Source organism: Lysinibacillus sp. 1 U-2021, from assembly GCF_029916965.1.
Classification (GTDB): domain Bacteria; phylum Bacillota; class Bacilli; order Bacillales_A; family Planococcaceae; genus Lysinibacillus; species Lysinibacillus capsici.
The window spans coordinates 4847813-4866652 of record NZ_CP123966.1 but is presented as its reverse complement, the minus strand read 5'-3'; the positions used below and the strand labels follow the sequence as shown (position 1 = coordinate 4866652).

At 33.0% G+C, this 18840-nt stretch carries 15 protein-coding genes and 2 pseudogenes; 10 read left to right on the top strand and 7 right to left on the bottom strand.

From position 1 onward, the window contains the following. The first annotated feature begins 10 nt into the window (after nucleotides 1-10). On the top strand, nucleotides 11-361 hold the full coding sequence (locus QH639_RS25735; protein WP_281115458.1) for a cyclic-phosphate processing receiver domain-containing protein: 351 nt from the start codon (nucleotides 11-13) through the stop codon (nucleotides 359-361). Between the two features lie 157 nt (nucleotides 362-518). Here QH639_RS25735 and QH639_RS25730 read toward each other — a convergent pair whose 3' ends face one another. Then, nucleotides 519-956 carry a hypothetical protein gene (locus QH639_RS25730; RefSeq protein ID WP_281115457.1) on the bottom strand — a complete coding sequence of 146 codons (438 nt, stop codon included), beginning with the start codon at nucleotides 954-956 and terminating at the stop codon, nucleotides 519-521. Nucleotides 957-1139: 183 nt separating this feature from the next. Here QH639_RS25730 and QH639_RS25725 point away from each other — a divergent pair, with 183 nt between their 5' ends. Continuing rightward, on the top strand, nucleotides 1140-1490 hold the full coding sequence (locus QH639_RS25725; protein WP_281115456.1) for a helix-turn-helix domain-containing protein: 351 nt from the start codon (nucleotides 1140-1142) through the stop codon (nucleotides 1488-1490). 120 nt (nucleotides 1491-1610) lie between these two features. Here QH639_RS25725 and QH639_RS25720 read toward each other — a convergent pair. Then, nucleotides 1611-1775, bottom strand: a pseudogene (locus QH639_RS25720) (NUDIX domain-containing protein); the annotation flags it as partial. A 394-nt stretch (nucleotides 1776-2169) separates the two neighbouring features. Here QH639_RS25720 and QH639_RS25715 point away from each other — a divergent pair. Next, a complete protein-coding gene (locus QH639_RS25715; protein WP_281115455.1) occupies nucleotides 2170-4362 on the top strand; it encodes a DNA topoisomerase III in 2193 nt (730 codons plus the stop codon). An 81-nt stretch (nucleotides 4363-4443) separates the two neighbouring features. Here the strand turns inward: QH639_RS25715 and QH639_RS25710 are convergent, their stop codons facing one another. From QH639_RS25710 to QH639_RS25700, 3 genes are read right to left on the bottom strand one after another with little or no spacing between them, the layout of a single operon-like run. Continuing rightward, a complete protein-coding gene (locus QH639_RS25710) occupies nucleotides 4444-6396 on the bottom strand; it encodes a DUF3732 domain-containing protein (RefSeq protein ID WP_281115454.1) in 1953 nt (650 codons plus the stop codon). Then, nucleotides 6393-6884: a three component ABC system middle component gene (locus QH639_RS25705; protein ID WP_281115453.1), complete on the bottom strand. Its 492-nt coding sequence runs from the start codon at nucleotides 6882-6884 to the stop codon at nucleotides 6393-6395. Before QH639_RS25705 ends, QH639_RS25710 begins: the two co-directional genes overlap by 4 nt. Next, the gene (locus QH639_RS25700) at nucleotides 6881-8083 is read right to left on the bottom strand and encodes an ABC-three component system protein (RefSeq protein ID WP_281115452.1); all 1203 of its coding nucleotides are present in this window, start codon (nucleotides 8081-8083) and stop codon (nucleotides 6881-6883) included. Before QH639_RS25700 ends, QH639_RS25705 begins: the two co-directional genes overlap by 4 nt. Before the next feature lie 74 nt (nucleotides 8084-8157). Here QH639_RS25700 and QH639_RS25695 point away from each other — a divergent pair, with 74 nt between their 5' ends. Beyond that, nucleotides 8158-10128: an AAA family ATPase gene (locus QH639_RS25695; protein ID WP_281115451.1), complete on the top strand. Its 1971-nt coding sequence runs from the start codon at nucleotides 8158-8160 to the stop codon at nucleotides 10126-10128. Then, nucleotides 10125-11900: an ATP-dependent helicase gene (locus tag QH639_RS25690; RefSeq protein ID WP_281115450.1), complete on the top strand. Its 1776-nt coding sequence runs from the start codon at nucleotides 10125-10127 to the stop codon at nucleotides 11898-11900. Before QH639_RS25695 ends, QH639_RS25690 begins: the two co-directional genes overlap by 4 nt. A 102-nt stretch (nucleotides 11901-12002) precedes the next feature. Here QH639_RS25690 and QH639_RS25685 read toward each other — a convergent pair whose 3' ends face one another. Both QH639_RS25685 and QH639_RS25680 read right to left on the bottom strand, forming a co-directional pair. Further along, nucleotides 12003-12761, bottom strand: coding sequence for a hypothetical protein (locus tag QH639_RS25685; protein ID WP_281115449.1), 759 nt, complete (start codon nucleotides 12759-12761; stop codon nucleotides 12003-12005). A 160-nt stretch (nucleotides 12762-12921) separates the two neighbouring features. Then, a pseudogene (locus QH639_RS25680) lies at nucleotides 12922-13242 on the bottom strand (toprim domain-containing protein); the annotation flags it as partial. Nucleotides 13243-13617: 375 nt separating this feature from the next. Here QH639_RS25680 and QH639_RS25675 point away from each other — a divergent pair. From QH639_RS25675 to QH639_RS25655, 5 genes are all read left to right on the top strand, one after another. Next, on the top strand, nucleotides 13618-14235 hold the full coding sequence (locus QH639_RS25675) for a TetR/AcrR family transcriptional regulator (protein WP_131520718.1): 618 nt from the start codon (nucleotides 13618-13620) through the stop codon (nucleotides 14233-14235). Nucleotides 14236-14353: 118 nt separating this feature from the next. Continuing rightward, nucleotides 14354-15496 carry an acyl-CoA dehydrogenase gene (locus QH639_RS25670; protein ID WP_281115448.1) on the top strand — a complete coding sequence of 381 codons (1143 nt, stop codon included), beginning with the start codon at nucleotides 14354-14356 and terminating at the stop codon, nucleotides 15494-15496. Between the two features lie 43 nt (nucleotides 15497-15539). Continuing rightward, nucleotides 15540-17174 carry an AMP-binding protein gene (locus tag QH639_RS25665; RefSeq protein ID WP_131520719.1) on the top strand — a complete coding sequence of 545 codons (1635 nt, stop codon included), beginning with the start codon at nucleotides 15540-15542 and terminating at the stop codon, nucleotides 17172-17174. A gap of 15 nt (nucleotides 17175-17189) precedes the next feature. Beyond that, the gene (locus QH639_RS25660; RefSeq protein ID WP_131520720.1) at nucleotides 17190-18548 is read left to right on the top strand and encodes an acetyl-CoA carboxylase biotin carboxylase subunit; all 1359 of its coding nucleotides are present in this window, start codon (nucleotides 17190-17192) and stop codon (nucleotides 18546-18548) included. Between the two features lie 68 nt (nucleotides 18549-18616). After that, complete coding sequence (locus QH639_RS25655) at nucleotides 18617-18829, top strand: acetyl-CoA carboxylase biotin carboxyl carrier protein subunit (RefSeq protein WP_004225532.1); 213 nt, start codon at nucleotides 18617-18619, stop codon at nucleotides 18827-18829. Nucleotides 18830-18840 lie beyond the last annotated feature (11 nt).

Genomic DNA, 18840 nt, shown 5'->3' with positions numbered 1-18840 from the left:
AATTAATATTTTGATTAATGTATATGTGGATGATTTAAGAGATTGTCCTATTGGTTTTGTCGTGGCAAGAACGTTTCAAGAAGCAATTCACTTACTTGAAAATCACGAAGTAGATATCCTTTCTCTTGATCATGATTTAGGAGAAGATCTACAAGGTAATCTATTGCCAACAGGTTATGATTTAGCTAAATATATTTGTGAAAAAGGGTTACGGGCAAACAAAATATATATTCATACGGACAACCCTGTTGGTAGAGAGAATATGTATCAAACACTGCATGGAGCGAAACGAAGAGGGTTCATTGATTCAGATATTGAAATTTATCACTATTCTATTACCGAAAATAAATATACCGAATGAAGTAATACTAACAATTCGAACAAATTGTTTAGTAAGAAAAGAAAAATAATGGGCAGTCCACTACTTATTACGAATGCCCATTTATAAAAGAGCCTTAGCTGAAAATATTTTTTACAGCTAAGGCTCTTTTGGTTAATCTGTCCCCTTCTATCCATATTTAACCTAACCTCAACATTCCTGCTTTACAAAAGAACATTAATAAATCACTAAAGAATTTTTCAAACTTGATGTATAAAGAGACTTTGGTATCTATTTCTTCACCGTTACATTCAATTACCACCAACCGATCTTTTATTATCGAAGTCATTTTTGATGATTCATTATATGTAAGTGTTTCTATAACCGCACCTTTTCTTAAATCGTCTAACTTTTGATCCCAATCATATCGCTCACTATCGTATTTTTGATAATGCTTCACTAGGCGGATTGAAATTTCTCCACTCTTAATATCATATTCAACATCTCCATGATTTAAAAAATCAATTACAATATTCATTTCTTCATCTGATCCATAAAAGTAATACTTATATACATCATTGCTCATTACAGAACAAAGCTCTGAGAACTTTCTATTAAAATTATCTGTATTAACCATCTTTTAATTTCTCTCCTTACATGGTCACCTCATGCTATTTGCACATTTAAATTAGGTATTCACATCTTAATACTAAAAGATAATATAAAGCAACCAAAAATAACTTATAAGTTAAATATCTTATATTTAAGTGGTATTTTATGTTTCTTCTAGCTCAATTAGGCTTTAATTGAGGTGATTCAAATGAATTTAACAAAAAGAGTAGGTATGAACATTAGGGCAATAAGAAAGGCTCAAAAACTAACAATCGATGAATTGGCAGAGATGTGCGATTTTCAAGCCCCCTACTTATCAGACGTTGAACGTGGGGAAAGAAATATTACTTTACAAACTTTAACGAAAATATTAGACGCTCTACAGGTCGATGCAGCGAGTGTGCTCATACCCGAAGCAAGAGTACAGGGTGATTCACTGAACAATAGAAATGAGATTTTAAGCCTTTTAATAAATACACTGGAAGATAAAGATGCAGATGATATTCGCATGTTATTGAATGTATCTAATGAGATTTTTGGTCGATTTAAGGTAAATTAAAAGTAGTTTGGAGCAAAAGGAGAATCTCTTCATAAAAATGCGGAATTATAACACTAAGAATATACAGGATTTTATACAGAATGAGGAATACATTTCGTAAGCACAAATTCAATCGTTTCAAACTACCAATTCCTCAAATGCTTCTCTTTTTGCTCCTTCTTCTGGTGTTTCCCCATTTTCTATTCCACCACCAGGAAAAACATAATAAACAGAGCTATCTCTAATTCTTTGAATTAACCCAACCTTATCATTTTCTACTATTACTACCGAACCTCTATTTCGCATAGCCGTAACCTCTTTTTCATTCAAATCTTATTAAAGTATTCTGCATCGTTAGTAAAAAAACGACTGCTCTATAGAACAATCGCTACCCGTTAGTTTAAGTACGATCCTTCACAATCTCCTTTAAAAATAATTGAGATAACTACCAATCAGACATCCAACCCCAATCAATAAATACATTGCTTTTGTAAACCAATATGGTAATTTATCTGTCCAAATCGTTATAAATCCCAGAATGATGGAATCAGTTGGACCAAAACCTTCTTCTTAGTGATTATTTTTATTGTGTCTAAACCCAAAAGCAATAAATCCTACACCGAAAATTAATAATAAAAATCTATTCATTATTAAGGAATGAAATATATGTTATATTTGCATCATAAGAAAGGGTGTTTATATGTCTAAAATTGCGGTACTTGCGGAGAAACCTTCCGTTGCAAGAGATATTGCACGAGTATTGAAGTGTAATAAAAAAGGAAATGGTTATCTTGAGGGAGATAAATATATCGTAACTTGGGCTTTAGGTCATTTAGTTACTTTAGCTGATCCTGAAAGCTACGATATTAAATACAAAACATGGGATTTAGAATCATTACCTATGCTACCTGAGAAATTAAAACTTACTGTAATCAAACAAACAGGTAAACAATTCAATGCGGTGAAACATGTATTAGAAAGATCAGATGTTTCAAGCTGTATTATCGGGACAGACAGTGGTCGTGAAGGTGAATTAGTTGCTCGATGGATCTTAGAAAAAGTTAAATTTAAGAAGCCTATCCAACGCTTATGGATTTCATCTGTTACAGATAAAGCAATTAAAGAGGGCTTTGCAAATCTTAAACCAGGTAAAAATTATGAAAATCTATATCATGCTGCTGTAGCCCGTAGTGAAGCAGATTGGTATATCGGCTTAAATGCAACCCGTGCATTAACAACACGCTTCAATGCACAGCTGAACTGTGGGCGTGTGCAAACACCAGTCGTTGCAATGGTCGCAGCACGTGAGGATGAAATTAAAAACTTTAAGCCTCAAACATACTATGGTATTGAAGCAAATACAAAAGATAATTTAAAACTTACTTGGCAAGATGCAAAAGGCAATAGCCGTAACTTTGATAAAGAAAAAATCGATAACATTGTAAAAAAATTAGGTAATAAAAACGCAAAAGTTATTGAAATAGAACGCAAGCCTAAAAAATCATTTGCACCAGGGCTTTATGATTTAACAGAATTACAACGTGATGCAAATAAAATTTTTGGTTACTCTGCAAAAGAAACTTTAAATATTATGCAAAAGCTATATGAGCAACATAAAGTACTAACGTATCCTCGTACTGATTCACGCTATATTTCAAGTGATATCGTAGCAACGTTACCAGAACGTCTAAAAGCATGTGGAATTGGCGAATACCGATCGTTTGCTAACAAAATGTTATCTAAGCCTATAAAAGCAACTAAAGCGTTTGTAGACGATTCTAAGGTGTCTGATCACCATGCAATTATCCCAACGGAGGAATACGTAAACTTCGCAAACTTTAATGATAAAGAACGTAAAATTTATGATTTAGTCGTAAAACGTTTCTTAGCAGTATTATTCCCAGCACATGAGTATGAACAACTAACATTACGTGCAAAAATTGGTGATGAAAACTTTGTTGCAAAGGGTAAAACAATCACTGTACCAGGTTGGAAAGAAGTATATGAAAATCGCTTTGATGATGAAGAATCAAATGACGATTTAAAGGAACAGGTTTTCCCTCGAATCGAAAATGGCTCAACATTAGAAATTCGTTTAATTGCACAAACATCAGGTCAAACAAAGCCACCTGCACGCTTTAACGAAGCTACTCTACTATCAGCAATGGAAAATCCAACTAAGTATTTAGAAACAAATGATAAGCAACTTGCAGATACTTTAAAATCCACAGGTGGACTTGGAACAGTTGCTACGCGTGCAGATATTATCGATAAATTATTTAACTCATTTATGATTGAACAACGTAGTGGTAAAGAAATTTATATTACTTCCAAAGGGCGACAACTACTAGATTTAGTTCCTGAAGAATTACGCTCACCTGCTACAACCGCTGAGTGGGAACAAAAGTTAGAATTAATCGCAAAAGGTAAATTAAAGAAAGAAGTATTTATCAATGAAATGAAGCAACACACGAAAAAAATTGTTGCTGAAATCAAATCAAGTGATAAGAAATATAAGCATGACAATATGTCAACAAAATCATGTCCAGATTGCGGAAAACCAATGCTTGAAGTAAATGGCAAAAGAGGTAAGATGCTTGTCTGCCAAGACCGTGAATGTGGTCATAAGAAAAACGTAGCACGTGTAACAAATGCTCGTTGTCCTCAATGTAAGAAGAAATTAGAATTACGTGGTGAAGGTGATGGCCAAATTTTTGTATGTAAATGTGGGCATCGTGAAAAGTTATCTGCTTTCGAAGCACGTCGTAAAAAAGAAGGCGGCGGTAAAGTAGATAAGCGAAGTGTTCAAAAATATATGAAGCAGCAAGAAAAAGAGGCAGAGCCGTTAAACAACGCATTCGCAGATCTTTTAAAAAATATAAAATTAGATTAAATCTAGGTAATCTGAAAAAACGAGCTATATTGTTAATCCGTTTGGATGACTATAGCTCGATTTTATTTCAACCTTTATATGCTAATTAGATTCAATCCATGAAGGTGGTATTAATGAATTATTATTTCTCCAAGGATCTTCAACTAAAGAACTTTGAAATTTTAGATCTCTTATATTGGCATGGTCTAATACTATGATTTGCATTTTATTGTTTAATTCAGAACAAATTTGAAATAACAAGTCATACAATCGTTTTACAGCGACAGTATCCTCATCGTTTATTTCATCTATATCTCCTTTTAAATTTCTATATATTTCCGGAGGGAAATATACTTGTGTCGGCTGATCAAGAATTAAAAAGCTAGGAACGGGTCTCGATTTTTTGATAAACATTCGATGCAAAGACAATAATGCTGCGATATGACAACCTAACCAGTTTTCCCCGCTGCCCATTCTATTCATAGGTATTGGGCGATCATCTGTATCGACAGTGACAGTTAAATTTTTCAAGTCTAATCTGTATGGAAAACTGGCGTGTTCTAATTTTAAGATTTTTGCCCATTCACTCATTTTAGTACCAATTATATTAAGAAGAGAATTCAATATTAGTTGGCTATTTTCTACATGCAAATCTTTCTCTAAATTTTGAATCTCACTTTCTAATATGCGTAATCTATTGTTTAATTCTTCAATTTGAACATTACTTTCGAACGAAAAATTCTCCAAGTACAAACTGATTCGACCAATAACAATAGCCTGTTTGTGATTTATTTCTTTAACCCTTTCAAATGAATCTAACGTCGAAGTAATTGATTGAATTTTTTTATTAACCCTTTCTATCTCTTCTTTTAAATGAATTTTTTGATTCTCTAATTCTATTTCATTTAACAATAAGTTATTTCTATCATTAGTTATATTTTCAAGTTCACTAGATAGTTTACTTAATGAACTGTTAATAGCTTGAACAGATGGTGGAGCAATATCTAATGCTGAAGAACATAACGGGCAAGTATCCGCATTTTCGATTTCTTTATATAAATTAATCGACTTTAAGTAATCGGTTTGATCGGTTACTTCGTTTGAATAGGAATTAATTGTAGAATTATAAGATTTAATCTTTTGTAATGAAGTTGAAACTTTTTTCAAGGAATTTAATAAGTTTTGACGTTCTTTATATTTTTCATTTAGATTTTCATTTTCTAAAGTAAAATTTTCATTAGGAGACCAAGTAGAAATTAATCTTTTAAGATATTCAAGTTTTTCTGGTAGATTTTTAGACAAGACTTCAGGAGATACCAAATATACGGTGATGGCTTCTTCTAACAAGTTTTCGATTTTTTTGTTACTCTCATCGCTTTTTCTATCTATATTTGAAAGTCTTTTTTCCAGTAATTTTTTTTCCCTTTTTTTGATTCTCAACTCATTTTTTAATTTTAAATCATCTTCTCTGACAGCACCTAGAAAATAAGGTAAGGTATCTTTAATAGTTTGAGGTATAAAGTCTTCTAATTGTCTATAAAATAATAAGTTCTCGTTGGCAATTAAACTTTGATTTTGAAATAAATAAAACTTTGTATGGGTAAAAGTAGCCTCTAAATCATCTCTTGAGTGATGTTCTGGTGGTGTATGTTTATTTGGGGAAATGTTTAGAATGCTAGATAAATACTTATTAATACCTTCATCGTTACTGTTAAAAAACAATTCATTCATATCCGGCGTTGAAATATTTTCACCTACTTTTAAAAAGGCTTGCGACTGACTCATTGCATTTTTATTTGGAGTAGGCTTTGCTATAAAAATTTCTTTTTCACCTGTTATCAAATGAAGTGCAAACCAAGATACTGTATTACGAATTACCCCATCAGGGATAACAAAATCGGATCTTCCTAGGCAATAATCTATGATAGGGATTATTGCTGATTTACCGGTACCAGATTTACCTGTAATAATATTTACTTTTCCGACTTGAAACGGAAGTCTTCTAATTTCTCCCTTACGATTATATAAAATTAATTCTTTAATTTGTAAATTCATGGTTTCACTCCTAAAAGAATGTATATAAGCTCTTTATCACTATTTTTCGCAAACCATTTCCCAACAAAAATAGCTTTATTAATATTTGTCTTAATTTCTTTAGAATCTTGTTTTGAAATAGAAGTAAGTTTTTTATTGCCGAGAATTAAATAACCATTATTATTAAGAATTATTAAATCACGCTGCAGTAAAAAAATTAAAGCTTCTTTAATATAAGGCATAATATCTTTTATAACTAAGGCGTAATCTATTTTTAGTTCTTCATTATTTTGAATCCAATTTTGAAAATGTGTTCGTGTATTAGTTGGAAGTGATTCCCTATATGGCTTTACAAGAATTAATGGCATTAAAATAAATAATAAATCATAAGGAACGCCTTGAGGCTTAGTAGATTGAAATGATTTTATTATTGAATAAATTATCCTTCCTAAGTATGCTGGGTTGTAATAATTAGCAACTTCTACTGGTCTACTACTCCATATTTTCATGAGCTTTTCTCCTGATAAGTTTCATTTTGGGCTAAAAGTTCTTTAAAATTCGGATGCCAACCTAAGGTTAATAAAGCATTATTTGCTAAAATATGATAACTACCTCGAACAACATAGGATTCAGTACAATCAGATCTAATATAATTTTTTGAATCATTCATCCAATCTAATATTTCTATGCCTTTTTCTATTAAAGTTTTTTCATCTGAACTACTAGAAATAAATCTTGTAGCCTTAGTGAAATTTCTATCCCATTCATCAAAAAGTTTATCTTCATATTTTTCTAGTTCACTAATATAAAGTAATTCATCCTTTATCCAACGTGATCGTTGAATAAAAGCCCTATAATAATCCCTAGCTGCAAAGTCAATGGACTTTTTATTTAATTCAAGTAATTTTAGTTGTTCTATAAATAATACATCACCTTTCAAAATTTCTGATTCCCAGTCTGGATAAAGCTCATAATAATCAATTGGTAATGATTCAGGATGAAGTTGTTCTGCATAATCATGAACAATATCTTGAACTTCAAAACCAGAAATAGAGCTTTGAGAGTTTCCTAATAAATGTTCGATAGTTTTACTTAGCCACCACCCTTCCACTCTTTCGTATAAAGCGTTTAACGTTTTGCGTCTAGTAGCAAAAGCTAATTTCAATTTTATTTGAGCCGATATATCAAAGATGTTCGGAGACTGATCGATTATTATTATGGATTTTATTAATTTTAATTGGTCCTCTCTACTTAATTTTTTAAATATCTCATAACTTTTTTTATTTGCATCATTAGTGGATATTTCTGCGAACTCTAATAATAAATCTAATGCTTTCTCAGAATCTCTATTTGCATCATTTTTCATAAAATTAGTAGCAGCATTTTCTGGTGCTACTCCAGTTGTAACCAAGGTTAATAATATTTGTTCGTTAAACAAATTCCCTTGATGAAAAAGTGTTTCGCTCCAAACCCTTATTGTTTTCCATAAATCGCTACAGCCATTAGTCAATGTAGCAGACTTGTTAATATGGTGCTTTAACTGAATTAATTCTATAGGTGTTCCGTTTTTTTCAAATGAAACATCATCTAAGCTTTCGATGCGTATATCCTTATCTAAATTTGTCTCTGAAAGAATTAAATATAGTGCATATCTTATCTGAAATAGGTAACCTAAAGCTGAGGAACCAGCTGAAAATAAATTAGTCATAACACACCTCCATAATTAATTATACAATATTTGTATTTAAAGAGTTAAAATAGTTTATGAGAGGTGATGGTAAAATGGGTATAAAAATTCAAACACCCTATATTTCAAAAGTAACGATTAAAAATTTTAGAAACTTTTTTGATACAGAAGTTGAATTAAATTCAAAGCAAGTAATTATAGGAGAAAACAATGTAGGAAAAACCAACTTTATTAGGGCTTTACAATTAATATTGGACCCTAATTTATCTGATTCAGATAGAGAATTAGAAGAGTCAGATTTCAATGATACTATTGAGAATCCTTTTGATAACAAGCAAAAGATTGAGATTTCGATTGAGGTACAAGGATTTGAAAAACATACTGCTCTACTCGCTGCTTTTTGTGACGGAACTATCTGTACAAATCCAGCCACAATAAAAATTTCTTACGAGTTTGCACCAATCAATGAGAAAGAATACGGATATAGTATATTTCTAGGAGATAATCGAGACCTTCAGTTCACTCATAATCATAGGAAACTTTTAAATTTAAAAGTAATCAATGGATTAAGAGATGCTAACAATGACTTAAAAAACTCAAAGAAATCCCCATTTAATAAATTATTAAAAGCATACGAATTCGATAAGGATTTATTAAATGATATCGCTTTAGACATGAAAGAAACAGGAAATGCAATTTTAGAATTAGAAGAGTTAGCAGATCTCAGTGAAAAAATTAATACTAATCTAATGAAAATTGTTGGCAATCATGTACCATATTCTAAATTAAAGTTAGAAACTATAGATATCAATCCTCACCGTATATTAAATACACTTAAACTAATGATTGGCGTCAATAAGCAACGTTCAGTCTCTGATACAAGTCTAGGTGTAACAAATATTTTATATATTACACTAGTACTCTTATCACTCGAAGACCATACTATTCCGACACTTATCAAATTAAATGATTTTGATGAACTTAAATCAAAAGATTCCTTAGATATATTAGACGTGTTTTATGAAAAAATAACAGATAGATATTACAGACTTAAAGAAAATACAGAAGTGACGGAAGAGCTTTATAAATTCTTTAGTGAACATTTTAGTATAAATCAAAGTCACACTATTTTAGTTATTGAAGAACCTGAAGCACATTTACATCCTATATTACAACGTTCTGTTTATCGTGATGTAATGTCTAATGAGAATTCTATAATTTTAACTACGCATTCTTCTGATATAGTTTCAGTTTCTCCAGTTAATTCTATAGTTCATTTACGTTCTGACGGAGGTGCAACTGAAGTAACTTCAAGTGCAAACATTCCAATTAAGGGGAAAGAGTTGGCGGATATACAAAGATATCTAGATGTTAAAAGAAGTGAACTCTTTTTTGGTAAAGGTGTTATCTTAGTCGAAGGAATTGCAGAAGAGTATTTGATTCCGGTATTGGCTAGAGAATGCGGGATTGATTTAGACTTTTATGGGATAGTCTGCTGTAATATTAACTCTACTAATTTCAAACCATATATATCCTTGTTAAAGGAATTAAATATCCCATATGTAATTTTTACTGATGGTGACTATTATTTTATCGATGATCAAGGTAATAAAAATTACCATGTTTTATCTGAAGATGAACATGAAGAATATGGGTATCTAGGTATAGATTTAGCTAAAGATACACTCATAGAGCTCGGTATATTTGAGGATTCTGATGAAATTGACGAAAAAGATTTACATAAGGAAGGGTATTATTTCAGCGACTATACCTTAGAAGTAGACTTAATGATATCAAGTGAAGAAGATAAAACTATGGAGCAAGCCATTTATGAAAGTTTTTCAAAGTTAACAACTGGCGGTAAAATTCAAAAATCAAATTTTTTATCTAAACTACAAAATGGTGACTATTATTATTGTTTAGCTAGAATCGAAGATAGCTCTAACAAAGTAGGAAAAGGCCGCTTTGCACAAAGATTGTCGACTTATAAAGATTTAAAAGTTCCTGACTATATAGAAATTGGTCTATTAGATTTAGTTAGTCGAATTGAGAGTGATTCTAATTGAAAAACTTTGAAGAAATTCTTAAGTATATAAAACAGGATCCTTACCAGTTAGCTGCTTATCAGAACAATAATTCATTAGTTATTAAAGCTGGCCCAGGAAGTGGTAAATCAACAGTACTTTCACTTAAATTGGCAAGGCTACTAAAAGAAAAAGTTCACTCTCCAAGAAAAGTTGCATGTATTACTTTTAGTAATGAAGCTACGAGTAGCTTAGAAAGAAAAGTTAAAAATATAGTTGAACCAAATGAAAGGCATTATTTTATAAGCACTATACATTCATTTTGCTTATCACAGATTTTAAAGCCTTTTGTTAAACTATTTAACTATGGAATCAAAGAAGATTTTAGAATAATCTCTGATATTGAGAAGAAAGATATTGTAAGAAAAATAAAAGAACAAATAGGTATTCCTGATAAAGAAGTAACCTTAACAGAAATGGATAAAGAACGAACTTACCTTATTAGCGGTTTAAGTCAAATTCAGATTGAAAATTATGATTTAGCCTTAAAAGTTGCTGTAGCTTATGAAAAACATTTGATAAAAAATAATTTGGTTGATTTCATCTCAATTGTAAAAATCTCTACCCAAATGATACAAAATGAATCATATATAAGAAAATGCTTAGAAGCACGTTTTCCTTGGATATTAATTGATGAATATCAGGACTTAGGGAAGCCATTACATGAAATGGTATTATGCCTAACTAAATATACTCGAATTAAAATGATTGCTGTTGGTGATCCAGATCAATCTATTTATGGGTTTAATGGTGCAATACCAGATTTTTTTGAGGAATTAGTTAAGAAAAGCTCTTTTGATGTCATAGAATTAAGACATAATTATAGAAGTGAACAAAAAATTTTAGATGAATCTTCTAAAGTCTTAAACTTACAACAGAAATATATCTCCAAAGCGAAAGTTAACAAAACTGCAGAAATAAATTTAATCAAGTGTAATAGGAATCAAGAAGATCAATATAAATATATAGTGGATAATTTAATTCCAAATTGCATAAAAAATTGTATTCCTTATGGTGAAATTGCAATTTTATTATCTAGCAAAGAAAAATTAAAAAATTGCATGGAACACTTAATTTCTAAAAATATCCCCTATTATATTTCTAACAAAGAGTACCCTAGAACACAACTAATCATTTGGTTAGAAGATTGTATGGCTTGGCTAATTAAAACCCGCAATATTCATTTTCAAGATATTTTTAAACAATGGTTATCAATTAAAAGTTACAAGCCATCTCATTTTAATGAAATTAACAAAGAAAAAACACAGTTATATAGAATATTAATAGAATCGATAAAACTTTCTAATAATCTATTAGACTGGTTAAAGTATATTTATATAAATCTGGAAATTAAAAAATCTTTACAAGGTTCACCACGTTATAGTGAAAATTTCGAAGGATTTAAATCATTATATGTGTCTGTGAAAAAAGGTGATAATGTAAATTTAAGTATGGATGAATTTTCTGTATCAGGTATACAAGGGAATAAAGTAGCCTTACTTACAAGACATAGTTCAAAAGGTTTAGAATATGAAGTTATAATACTCCCATTTGTCGAAGATGGTAGCATCCCCAATTTTTACAATTTTCAGGATGAAAAGAAAATGGAAGAAGAGAAAAGGATACTATTTGTATGTTTAACTAGAGCAAAAACAACTTGTTATTTATTAATGTCAAAAAAGATGAATGGATATCCCAAAAAACTTTCAAGATTTTTAGATGACTTTAACTTTGACACCATAGTAGATCTATAAATTTGTATAATATACAGAATTATTTTTAGAAACAACAATAATTAAAAGCAGCTTTTCTAATGAAAATTAGAAGCTGCTTTTTTAGATAGATGGATGTAAAGGCTATTTTTTATTTCTATGGACATATTTTATAATTCTAATGGTCACTAAACATGTAACAATAAATAGACTGAAAGCTAAACCTATATTAAGTGTATAAATATTATTAAATTCTTTTAAATCATCTATAGATGTATCATTAGATATGAAATTAATAGGCGAAGATAATATTAATGACCACCAAGATAAAAAGTTCGGTATTTCCATTAAAATTAAATAAAATACTAATTTAGGTTTACTTGATATTTTTTCCCAAACATCAACCAAATATGCATTATATATTAAAGTGTAAAATCCAAAAAAATAGACTCCCATAAAAGCTGTTGTTCCATCAATATTCATATACGGGATATTGATATTATATCCTTTACTTAGAATGTACAATAATGCATTCCAAGAGCCTAATGCCCCTAGTATAAATATTGAAAAATTCCATTTGAAATCATCAGTTAAACTCTTTTTAAATATTTTCTTAATCAGAAAAATAATCAAAAAAATTGTAATAAGGGAAAAAAGTATATATGTATACGCAGTAGGTTGATTGTCGAGATATTGTAATGATATGCCTAAATTTGCTTTTAGACTCAAAGAAATTAAGAATCCTAATGCTATAAAAGCAATACACATTACCGTAGCTCCAACACCTTGTACAAATATGTAATTTTTAGGATGTACTATTTCTGACGTATGTTTACTGTTTTTGGAAGGTTGTAAACTTTTTTTGTACTTTTTCATCTTTTTTTTACGTCTTCGTTTCCCCATAATTTATCACTCCGTTTTTTTCCAGCAGAACAAAAATCTATAGAATAATGTACAAAAGTAATTATGAAATTATGTGCATTTATAAAACAAAGGATAATGCCTAAATATAAACCAAAAATGCATTTTAGGATTTATGTACATTTTATTTTTATAGAGATACACCTGGATCTGTAGCAATGATAATTTCATTAACATCATTACGTGAAAGCTGACTTTTGACTGCATTAAATTGCTTTCCAGTTTGCTTTATAACCGTTAATTTTAAACGTTCTGGTAGCATGGGTAGATCTTCTAGATTCCATGTTTTATATTTCACATCATAGCTTTCAGGGTCAGCCAGAGTTACAAGATGTCCAAGCGCCCAAGTAACAAAATATTTATCTCCCTCAAGGAAACCATTTCCTTTTTTATTACACTTCAGTACACGTGCGATATCACGTGCTACAGAAGGTTTTTCAGCAATTACTACGCTCTTTGCCATTGTTAACACCCTTTCATAGTTCCATGGTTTTAAATATAGCATAGGTTGAGTGGGTTCGCAGTTTTACTGCAATGTAAAATGCATTTAGTAAACAAAGAAAAGAAAGGGAAGAAAATTTGTCATGAAAAGCAAAGAAGCTTCATATGGTGTATATGTGATTTTAGCTTTTTAATTTCTGTTCTATGTAAAATTTTTGCTCGTAATTTTGCGAAAAATCTATTTTGTTGCTAGACACCAAATTTTGAGAATGCTATATTTATGTTGTCATAGTATTTTTATAATTAGGAAAAAATAGAATACTTTATGGGTTTGAATGATTTTTCCTGATTATAAGGAGTGATGAAGTATAGAGCTAGATGAAGGATGATAGGGCCTATGGTAAAGAAAACGTTAAAACAAAGAATTGTAGACGCTTCAGTTGAATTGTTTCAACAAGATGGTTATCACAATGTAACAGTGGATCGTATTGTGGAATACATTGGGGCATCAAAGGGTGGATTTTATCATAATTTTAAATCAAAAGATGAACTGTTGTATGAAATTCATGATGTCTTTATTTCATATGTCATTCAACAATCGCAAGCTGCATATGACAAATTCGATACACCCATCACACGTTTGTGTGCCATGCTGCAAACACTGACACAAGTATTTGATATGTATCAAGCACATATTACGATTTTTTATGAAGAAAGTCGTTCACTCTCAGATGAATATAGTGACATCATCCATAAAAAGCGAGATCACTATCGTGATATTTTACAAAGAGTGATAGCAGAGGGTCAGGAAGCAAAGGTTTTTCGTACCGAATTACCTTGTACAATTGTGACAATGGCAATTGTCGGGATGATTAACTGGACATACAAATGGTTTAAGCAATCAGGACCATTAACGATGGAGCAAATCACAGATGTTTTTACCGATATGGTATTACGGGCAATTGTGACAGAACAAGCCATGGAAGAAGCGAAGCAATTTATAATAAAGGGGTAGCCAGTAGGAAACACTGGTTTTATTATTTGTTTTTACAAACCGACTAGTCGGTATTAACTGTAAGTAATTGTTCTTAAGCTACATTACTATGGCAAATTCGACATTAGGGGGATTAGGGATGAATTTTGAATTAACAAAAGAGCAAGAGATGATTCGAGACATGGTGCGTGATTTTGCTGAGAAGGAGATTAAACCGTATGCTCGTGAGGTTGATGAGACATCAACAATGAGAATAGAGAGCTTTAAGAAGATGGCAGAACTAGGCTTATTGGGTATCCCGTTTCCTGAGGAATATGGTGGATCAGGTGGTGATACGGTGTCCTACGCTTTAGCTGTAGAGGAGATTGGTCGAGCATGTGGGGGCACAGGGTTAAGCTATGCAGCTGCTGTTAGCTTAGGAGCCTCTCCAATTTACAACTTCGGCACAGAGGAACAAAAGCAAGAGTGGCTAGTTCCATTAGCTAAGGGTGAGACATTAGGATCATTCGGTTTAACAGAGCCAAATGCAGGTTCAGATGCAGGGGGCACACGTACTACAGCTGTTATCGATGGTGATGACTACATTATTAACGGAGAGAAATGCTGGATCACCAATGCAGGATATGCTCGACAAATTATTGTAACGGCGGTAACAGGTAAACGTGAAGATGGTAAAAAGATTATTTCTTCTATTATTGTGCCAACAAACACACCAGGCGTAACAATCAACTGTAATTATGACAAAATGGGTGTACGTGGCTCCAATACATGTGAAATTGTGTTAGAAAATGTCCGTGTCCCAAGAAGGAATCTATTAGGGGATGAAAAACGTGGCTTTAGCCAGTTTTTAAATACATTGGATGGTGGTCGTATTTCCATCGCTGCTCTTTCTGTTGGAATTGCCCAGGCTGCTTATGAAAAGGCACTAAAATTCGCGAAGGAACGTGAGCAATTTGGTGCACCTATTTCGAAGCTACAGGCGATCCAATTTAAGTTAGCTGATATGGCAATGGAAATAGAGCTTGCTCGTACGTTAGTACATAAAGCAGCATGGTTAAAAGATCAAAAGAAACCATTTGGCAAAGAAGCTGCGATGGCTAAACTATTTGCTTCTGAAATGGGCTTCCGTACATGTAATCAGGCAATCCAAATTCATGGTGGTTCTGGATATATGAAAGAATACGATGTAGAACGTCATTTACGTGATATTAAATTAATGGAAATCGGTGAAGGAACATCTGAAATTCAACGTCTTGTTATTTCTCGTCTAATTGGCTGTTAATCATCATCAGTTAAATTAAATAGCATAAATGAGGGGGATCTTCATGGCAGAACTTGTGTATCAAACAATTGGTCAATTGCTAGATGAACAATCAAAAAAGTACCCGCAGAATGAAGCATTGGTCTATGCTGACAGAAATTTACGCATGACTTATGAGCAGCTAAATCGTCAAGCTCGATACGTAGCAAGAGGTTTAATGGCTCTTGGAATTGAAAAGGGAGACCATATCGCAGTATGGACGACAAATGTTCCAGAGTGGGTACAGCTTCAATTTGGTACAGGGAAGATGGGTGCTCCAATTGTAACGGTAAATACGAATTACCGTGCAAGTGAGTTGGAGTACTTATTGAAGCAATCTGATGCTAAAACGATTTTTTTAATTGAAAATTATCGAGACCATTCTTTTATTAATACACTGCAAGAGTTATGTCCAGAGCTTGAACATTGTGAACCAGGTAATTTGCAATCAAAGCGACTACCTTTATTAAAAAATGTTATTTTAATCGGTGAAACCAAATACCCCGGCGTACTTAATTGGTCAGACGTTTTAACTGCTGCCGAGCAAGTAACAGAAGAACAGCTAGATCGAAGAGAGCAATCTCTCCATTATGATGATGTCATTAATATTCAATATACTTCTGGTACAACAGGCTTTCCTAAGGGAGTAATGCTAACGCACTTTAACTTGGTCAATAATGCTGTCAATATTGCTGAATGTATGCGTTTAACGGCAGAGGATCGTCTATGTATCCCAGTCCCATTCTTCCATTGCTTTGGTTGTGTCATAGGAACATTAGCCATTACAACGAGTGGTGGAACCATGGTACCAGTACAGGAGTTCTCACCTGAAGAGGTACTAAGAACCGTTCAACAAGAGAAATGCACTGCATTACATGGCGTGCCAACGATGTTCATTAGTGAACTGAATTTATCGAATTTTGCATCTTTCGATCTTTCAACTTTACGTACAGGAGTCATGGCAGGATCAAACTGTCCAATTGAAGTTATGAAAGCGGTCATTGAGAAGATGGGCATGAAAGATATAACAATATGCTACGGTCAAACAGAATCATCACCTGTTATTACACAGACAAGAACGGATGACCCGCTAGTGTTAAAGGTGGAGACAGTTGGCCGCGCTTTACCTAACCTAGAAGTAAAGATTGTTGTTCCTGGAACTACCGAGGAAGCTCCGACAAATGAACAGGGAGAGCTATGTACGAGGGGCTATCATGTGATGAAGGGCTATTATAAAAACCAGGAGGAAACAGATCTTGCGATTGACGAGGATGGTTGGTTGCACACAGGTGATTTAGCAACAATGGATGAAGCAGGTTATGTCCGTGTAACAGGTCGTTTAAAGGATATGATTATCCGTGGTGGCGAAAACCTATATCCTCGTGAAATTGAGGAGTTCCTTTATACACATCCGAAAATTTCAGATGTTCAGGTTGCAGGTGTCCCTGACCCTGTTTATGGCGAGGAGGCGGCAGCTTGGATTGTTTTAAAAGAAGGGGAGCAGGCTACAGCGGTTGAAATCCGAGATTATTGTCGGGATAAAATTTCTAGACATAAAATTCCGCGACATATTTTCTTTATTGATAACTATCCAATGACTGCATCTGGAAAAGTTCAAAAATATAAATTACGAGAAGATTTCGTTATGACCGTAAAGTAAGGAGGGGCAGTGACTATGTTCAATAAGGTATTAATTGCAAATCGTGGGGAGATTGCTAGACGAGTGATCAGAACATGCAAGCGCCTAAATATTCATACGGTTGCAATCTATTCAGAGGCAGATGCTAAAAGCTTACATGTGAAAGATGCAGATGAGGCTTTCTGTGTTGGGAAGCCACCGGTTGCACAGAGCTATTTAAATATCGACCGCATTCTTGAAATTGCACTAGAAAGTGGTGCAGAGGCTGTTCATCCTGGCTATGGTTTACTATCAGAGAATGCAAATTTTGCAAAACGTTGTACAGACGCAGGTTTAGTGTTTATCGGGCCAAGTGCTGATGTGATTGCTTCAATGGGCAGTAAATTAGAGGCACGTAAAACAATGAAAGCTGCTGGTGTACCGATTGTAGAGGGTGTAGAAGCGCCTGTGAAGGATGTAGAAGAAGCCACTGACATAGCGGAACGTTTAGGCTATCCGATTATGTTAAAGGCATCAGCAGGTGGTGGCGGTATCGGTATGCAACTAGTTGAAAATGCCGAGGAACTAGCTAAAGCTTTTGAGGGAAATCAAAAGCGTGCACAATCATTCTTTGGTGATGGCACGATGTATATGGAGCGATTCATTGCTAACCCTCACCATGTCGAGGTGCAAATTATTGCTGATCATCAAGGTAATGTCGTTCCATTATTTGAACGAGAATGCTCTATTCAACGAAGAAATCAAAAAGTAGTAGAAGAAGCACCATCACCGTTTATCTCACAAGAGACAAGAGAAAAAATGCTAGAAGCGTCAGTTAAGGCGGCGAAGCATATTGGTTATGTCAATGCTGGAACAATCGAATACTTGGTTGATGAAGATCAAAACTTTTATTTTTTAGAAATGAATACAAGACTACAGGTAGAGCATCCCGTTACGGAGGAAATTACGAAGCTTGATTTAGTAGAGGAGCAATTAAAAATTGCTGCAAAACAACCTCTTACGTTCACTAGAGAAAGTATGACTAAAGAAGGGCACGCGATTGAAGTGCGCATATACGCTGAAAATCCTTCGACGTTTTTCCCGTCTCCAGGTACCATTACGACTCTTGAATTACCGACAGGTGAAGGGATTCGACATGAGTGTGGTGTAGAGTCTGGTTCAGTGGTAACACCATTCTATGATCCAATGATTAGTAAATTGGTGGTGTGGGGGGAAACAAGAGAAATTGCCTGTGAAAGATTAGCACAAGCGCTAAAGACGTATAAAGTGGAGGGGATTCAAACGAATATCCCGATGCTGTTAAAAACCGTCACACATGAACAATTTTTAAAAGGCTATACGACAACAAAATTTGTAGAGCAATATTATTTACCGCAATTAGCAGAAACAAAATAACAATTATCATGTATTCGTGCTTCCATAGAGGGACGAATACATGATTAAAAAATTAGGAGTGAATGATTATGGCAACAGTAAAAGCAAGCATGGCAGGAACAGTATGGAAAATCGTCGTAACAGAGGGCGAGAAAGTGACAGCAGGTCAAGATGTAGCCATTTTAGAATCGATGAAAATGGAAATTCCAATTGCAGCAGAAGAGGATGGCGTAGTGACGAAAATCATTGCCAATGAGGGAGACTTTATTAACGTTGATGATGATATTTTAGAAATTGAATAAGAGGAGGCTTG

What these genes read in the sequence shown, in the direction of transcription:
- QH639_RS25730 (WP_281115457.1), bottom strand. Translation starts at nt 956, where the DNA reads ATGGTTAATACAGATAATTTTAATAGAAAGTTCTCAGAGCTTTGTTCT.
- QH639_RS25725 (WP_281115456.1), top strand. Translation starts at nt 1,140, where the DNA reads ATGAATTTAACAAAAAGAGTAGGTATGAACATTAGGGCAATAAGAAAG.
- QH639_RS25715 (WP_281115455.1), top strand. Translation starts at nt 2,170, where the DNA reads ATGTCTAAAATTGCGGTACTTGCGGAGAAACCTTCCGTTGCAAGAGAT.
- QH639_RS25710 (WP_281115454.1), bottom strand. Translation starts at nt 6,396, where the DNA reads ATGAATTTACAAATTAAAGAATTAATTTTATATAATCGTAAGGGAGAA.
- QH639_RS25705 (WP_281115453.1), bottom strand. Translation starts at nt 6,884, where the DNA reads ATGAAAATATGGAGTAGTAGACCAGTAGAAGTTGCTAATTATTACAAC.
- QH639_RS25700 (WP_281115452.1), bottom strand. Translation starts at nt 8,083, where the DNA reads ATGACTAATTTATTTTCAGCTGGTTCCTCAGCTTTAGGTTACCTATTT.
- QH639_RS25695 (WP_281115451.1), top strand. Translation starts at nt 8,158, where the DNA reads ATGGGTATAAAAATTCAAACACCCTATATTTCAAAAGTAACGATTAAA.
- QH639_RS25685 (WP_281115449.1), bottom strand. Translation starts at nt 12,761, where the DNA reads ATGGGGAAACGAAGACGTAAAAAAAAGATGAAAAAGTACAAAAAAAGT.
- QH639_RS25675 (WP_131520718.1), top strand. Translation starts at nt 13,618, where the DNA reads ATGGTAAAGAAAACGTTAAAACAAAGAATTGTAGACGCTTCAGTTGAA.
- QH639_RS25670 (WP_281115448.1), top strand. Translation starts at nt 14,354, where the DNA reads ATGAATTTTGAATTAACAAAAGAGCAAGAGATGATTCGAGACATGGTG.
- QH639_RS25665 (WP_131520719.1), top strand. Translation starts at nt 15,540, where the DNA reads ATGGCAGAACTTGTGTATCAAACAATTGGTCAATTGCTAGATGAACAA.
- QH639_RS25660 (WP_131520720.1), top strand. Translation starts at nt 17,190, where the DNA reads ATGTTCAATAAGGTATTAATTGCAAATCGTGGGGAGATTGCTAGACGA.
- QH639_RS25655 (WP_004225532.1), top strand. Translation starts at nt 18,617, where the DNA reads ATGGCAACAGTAAAAGCAAGCATGGCAGGAACAGTATGGAAAATCGTC.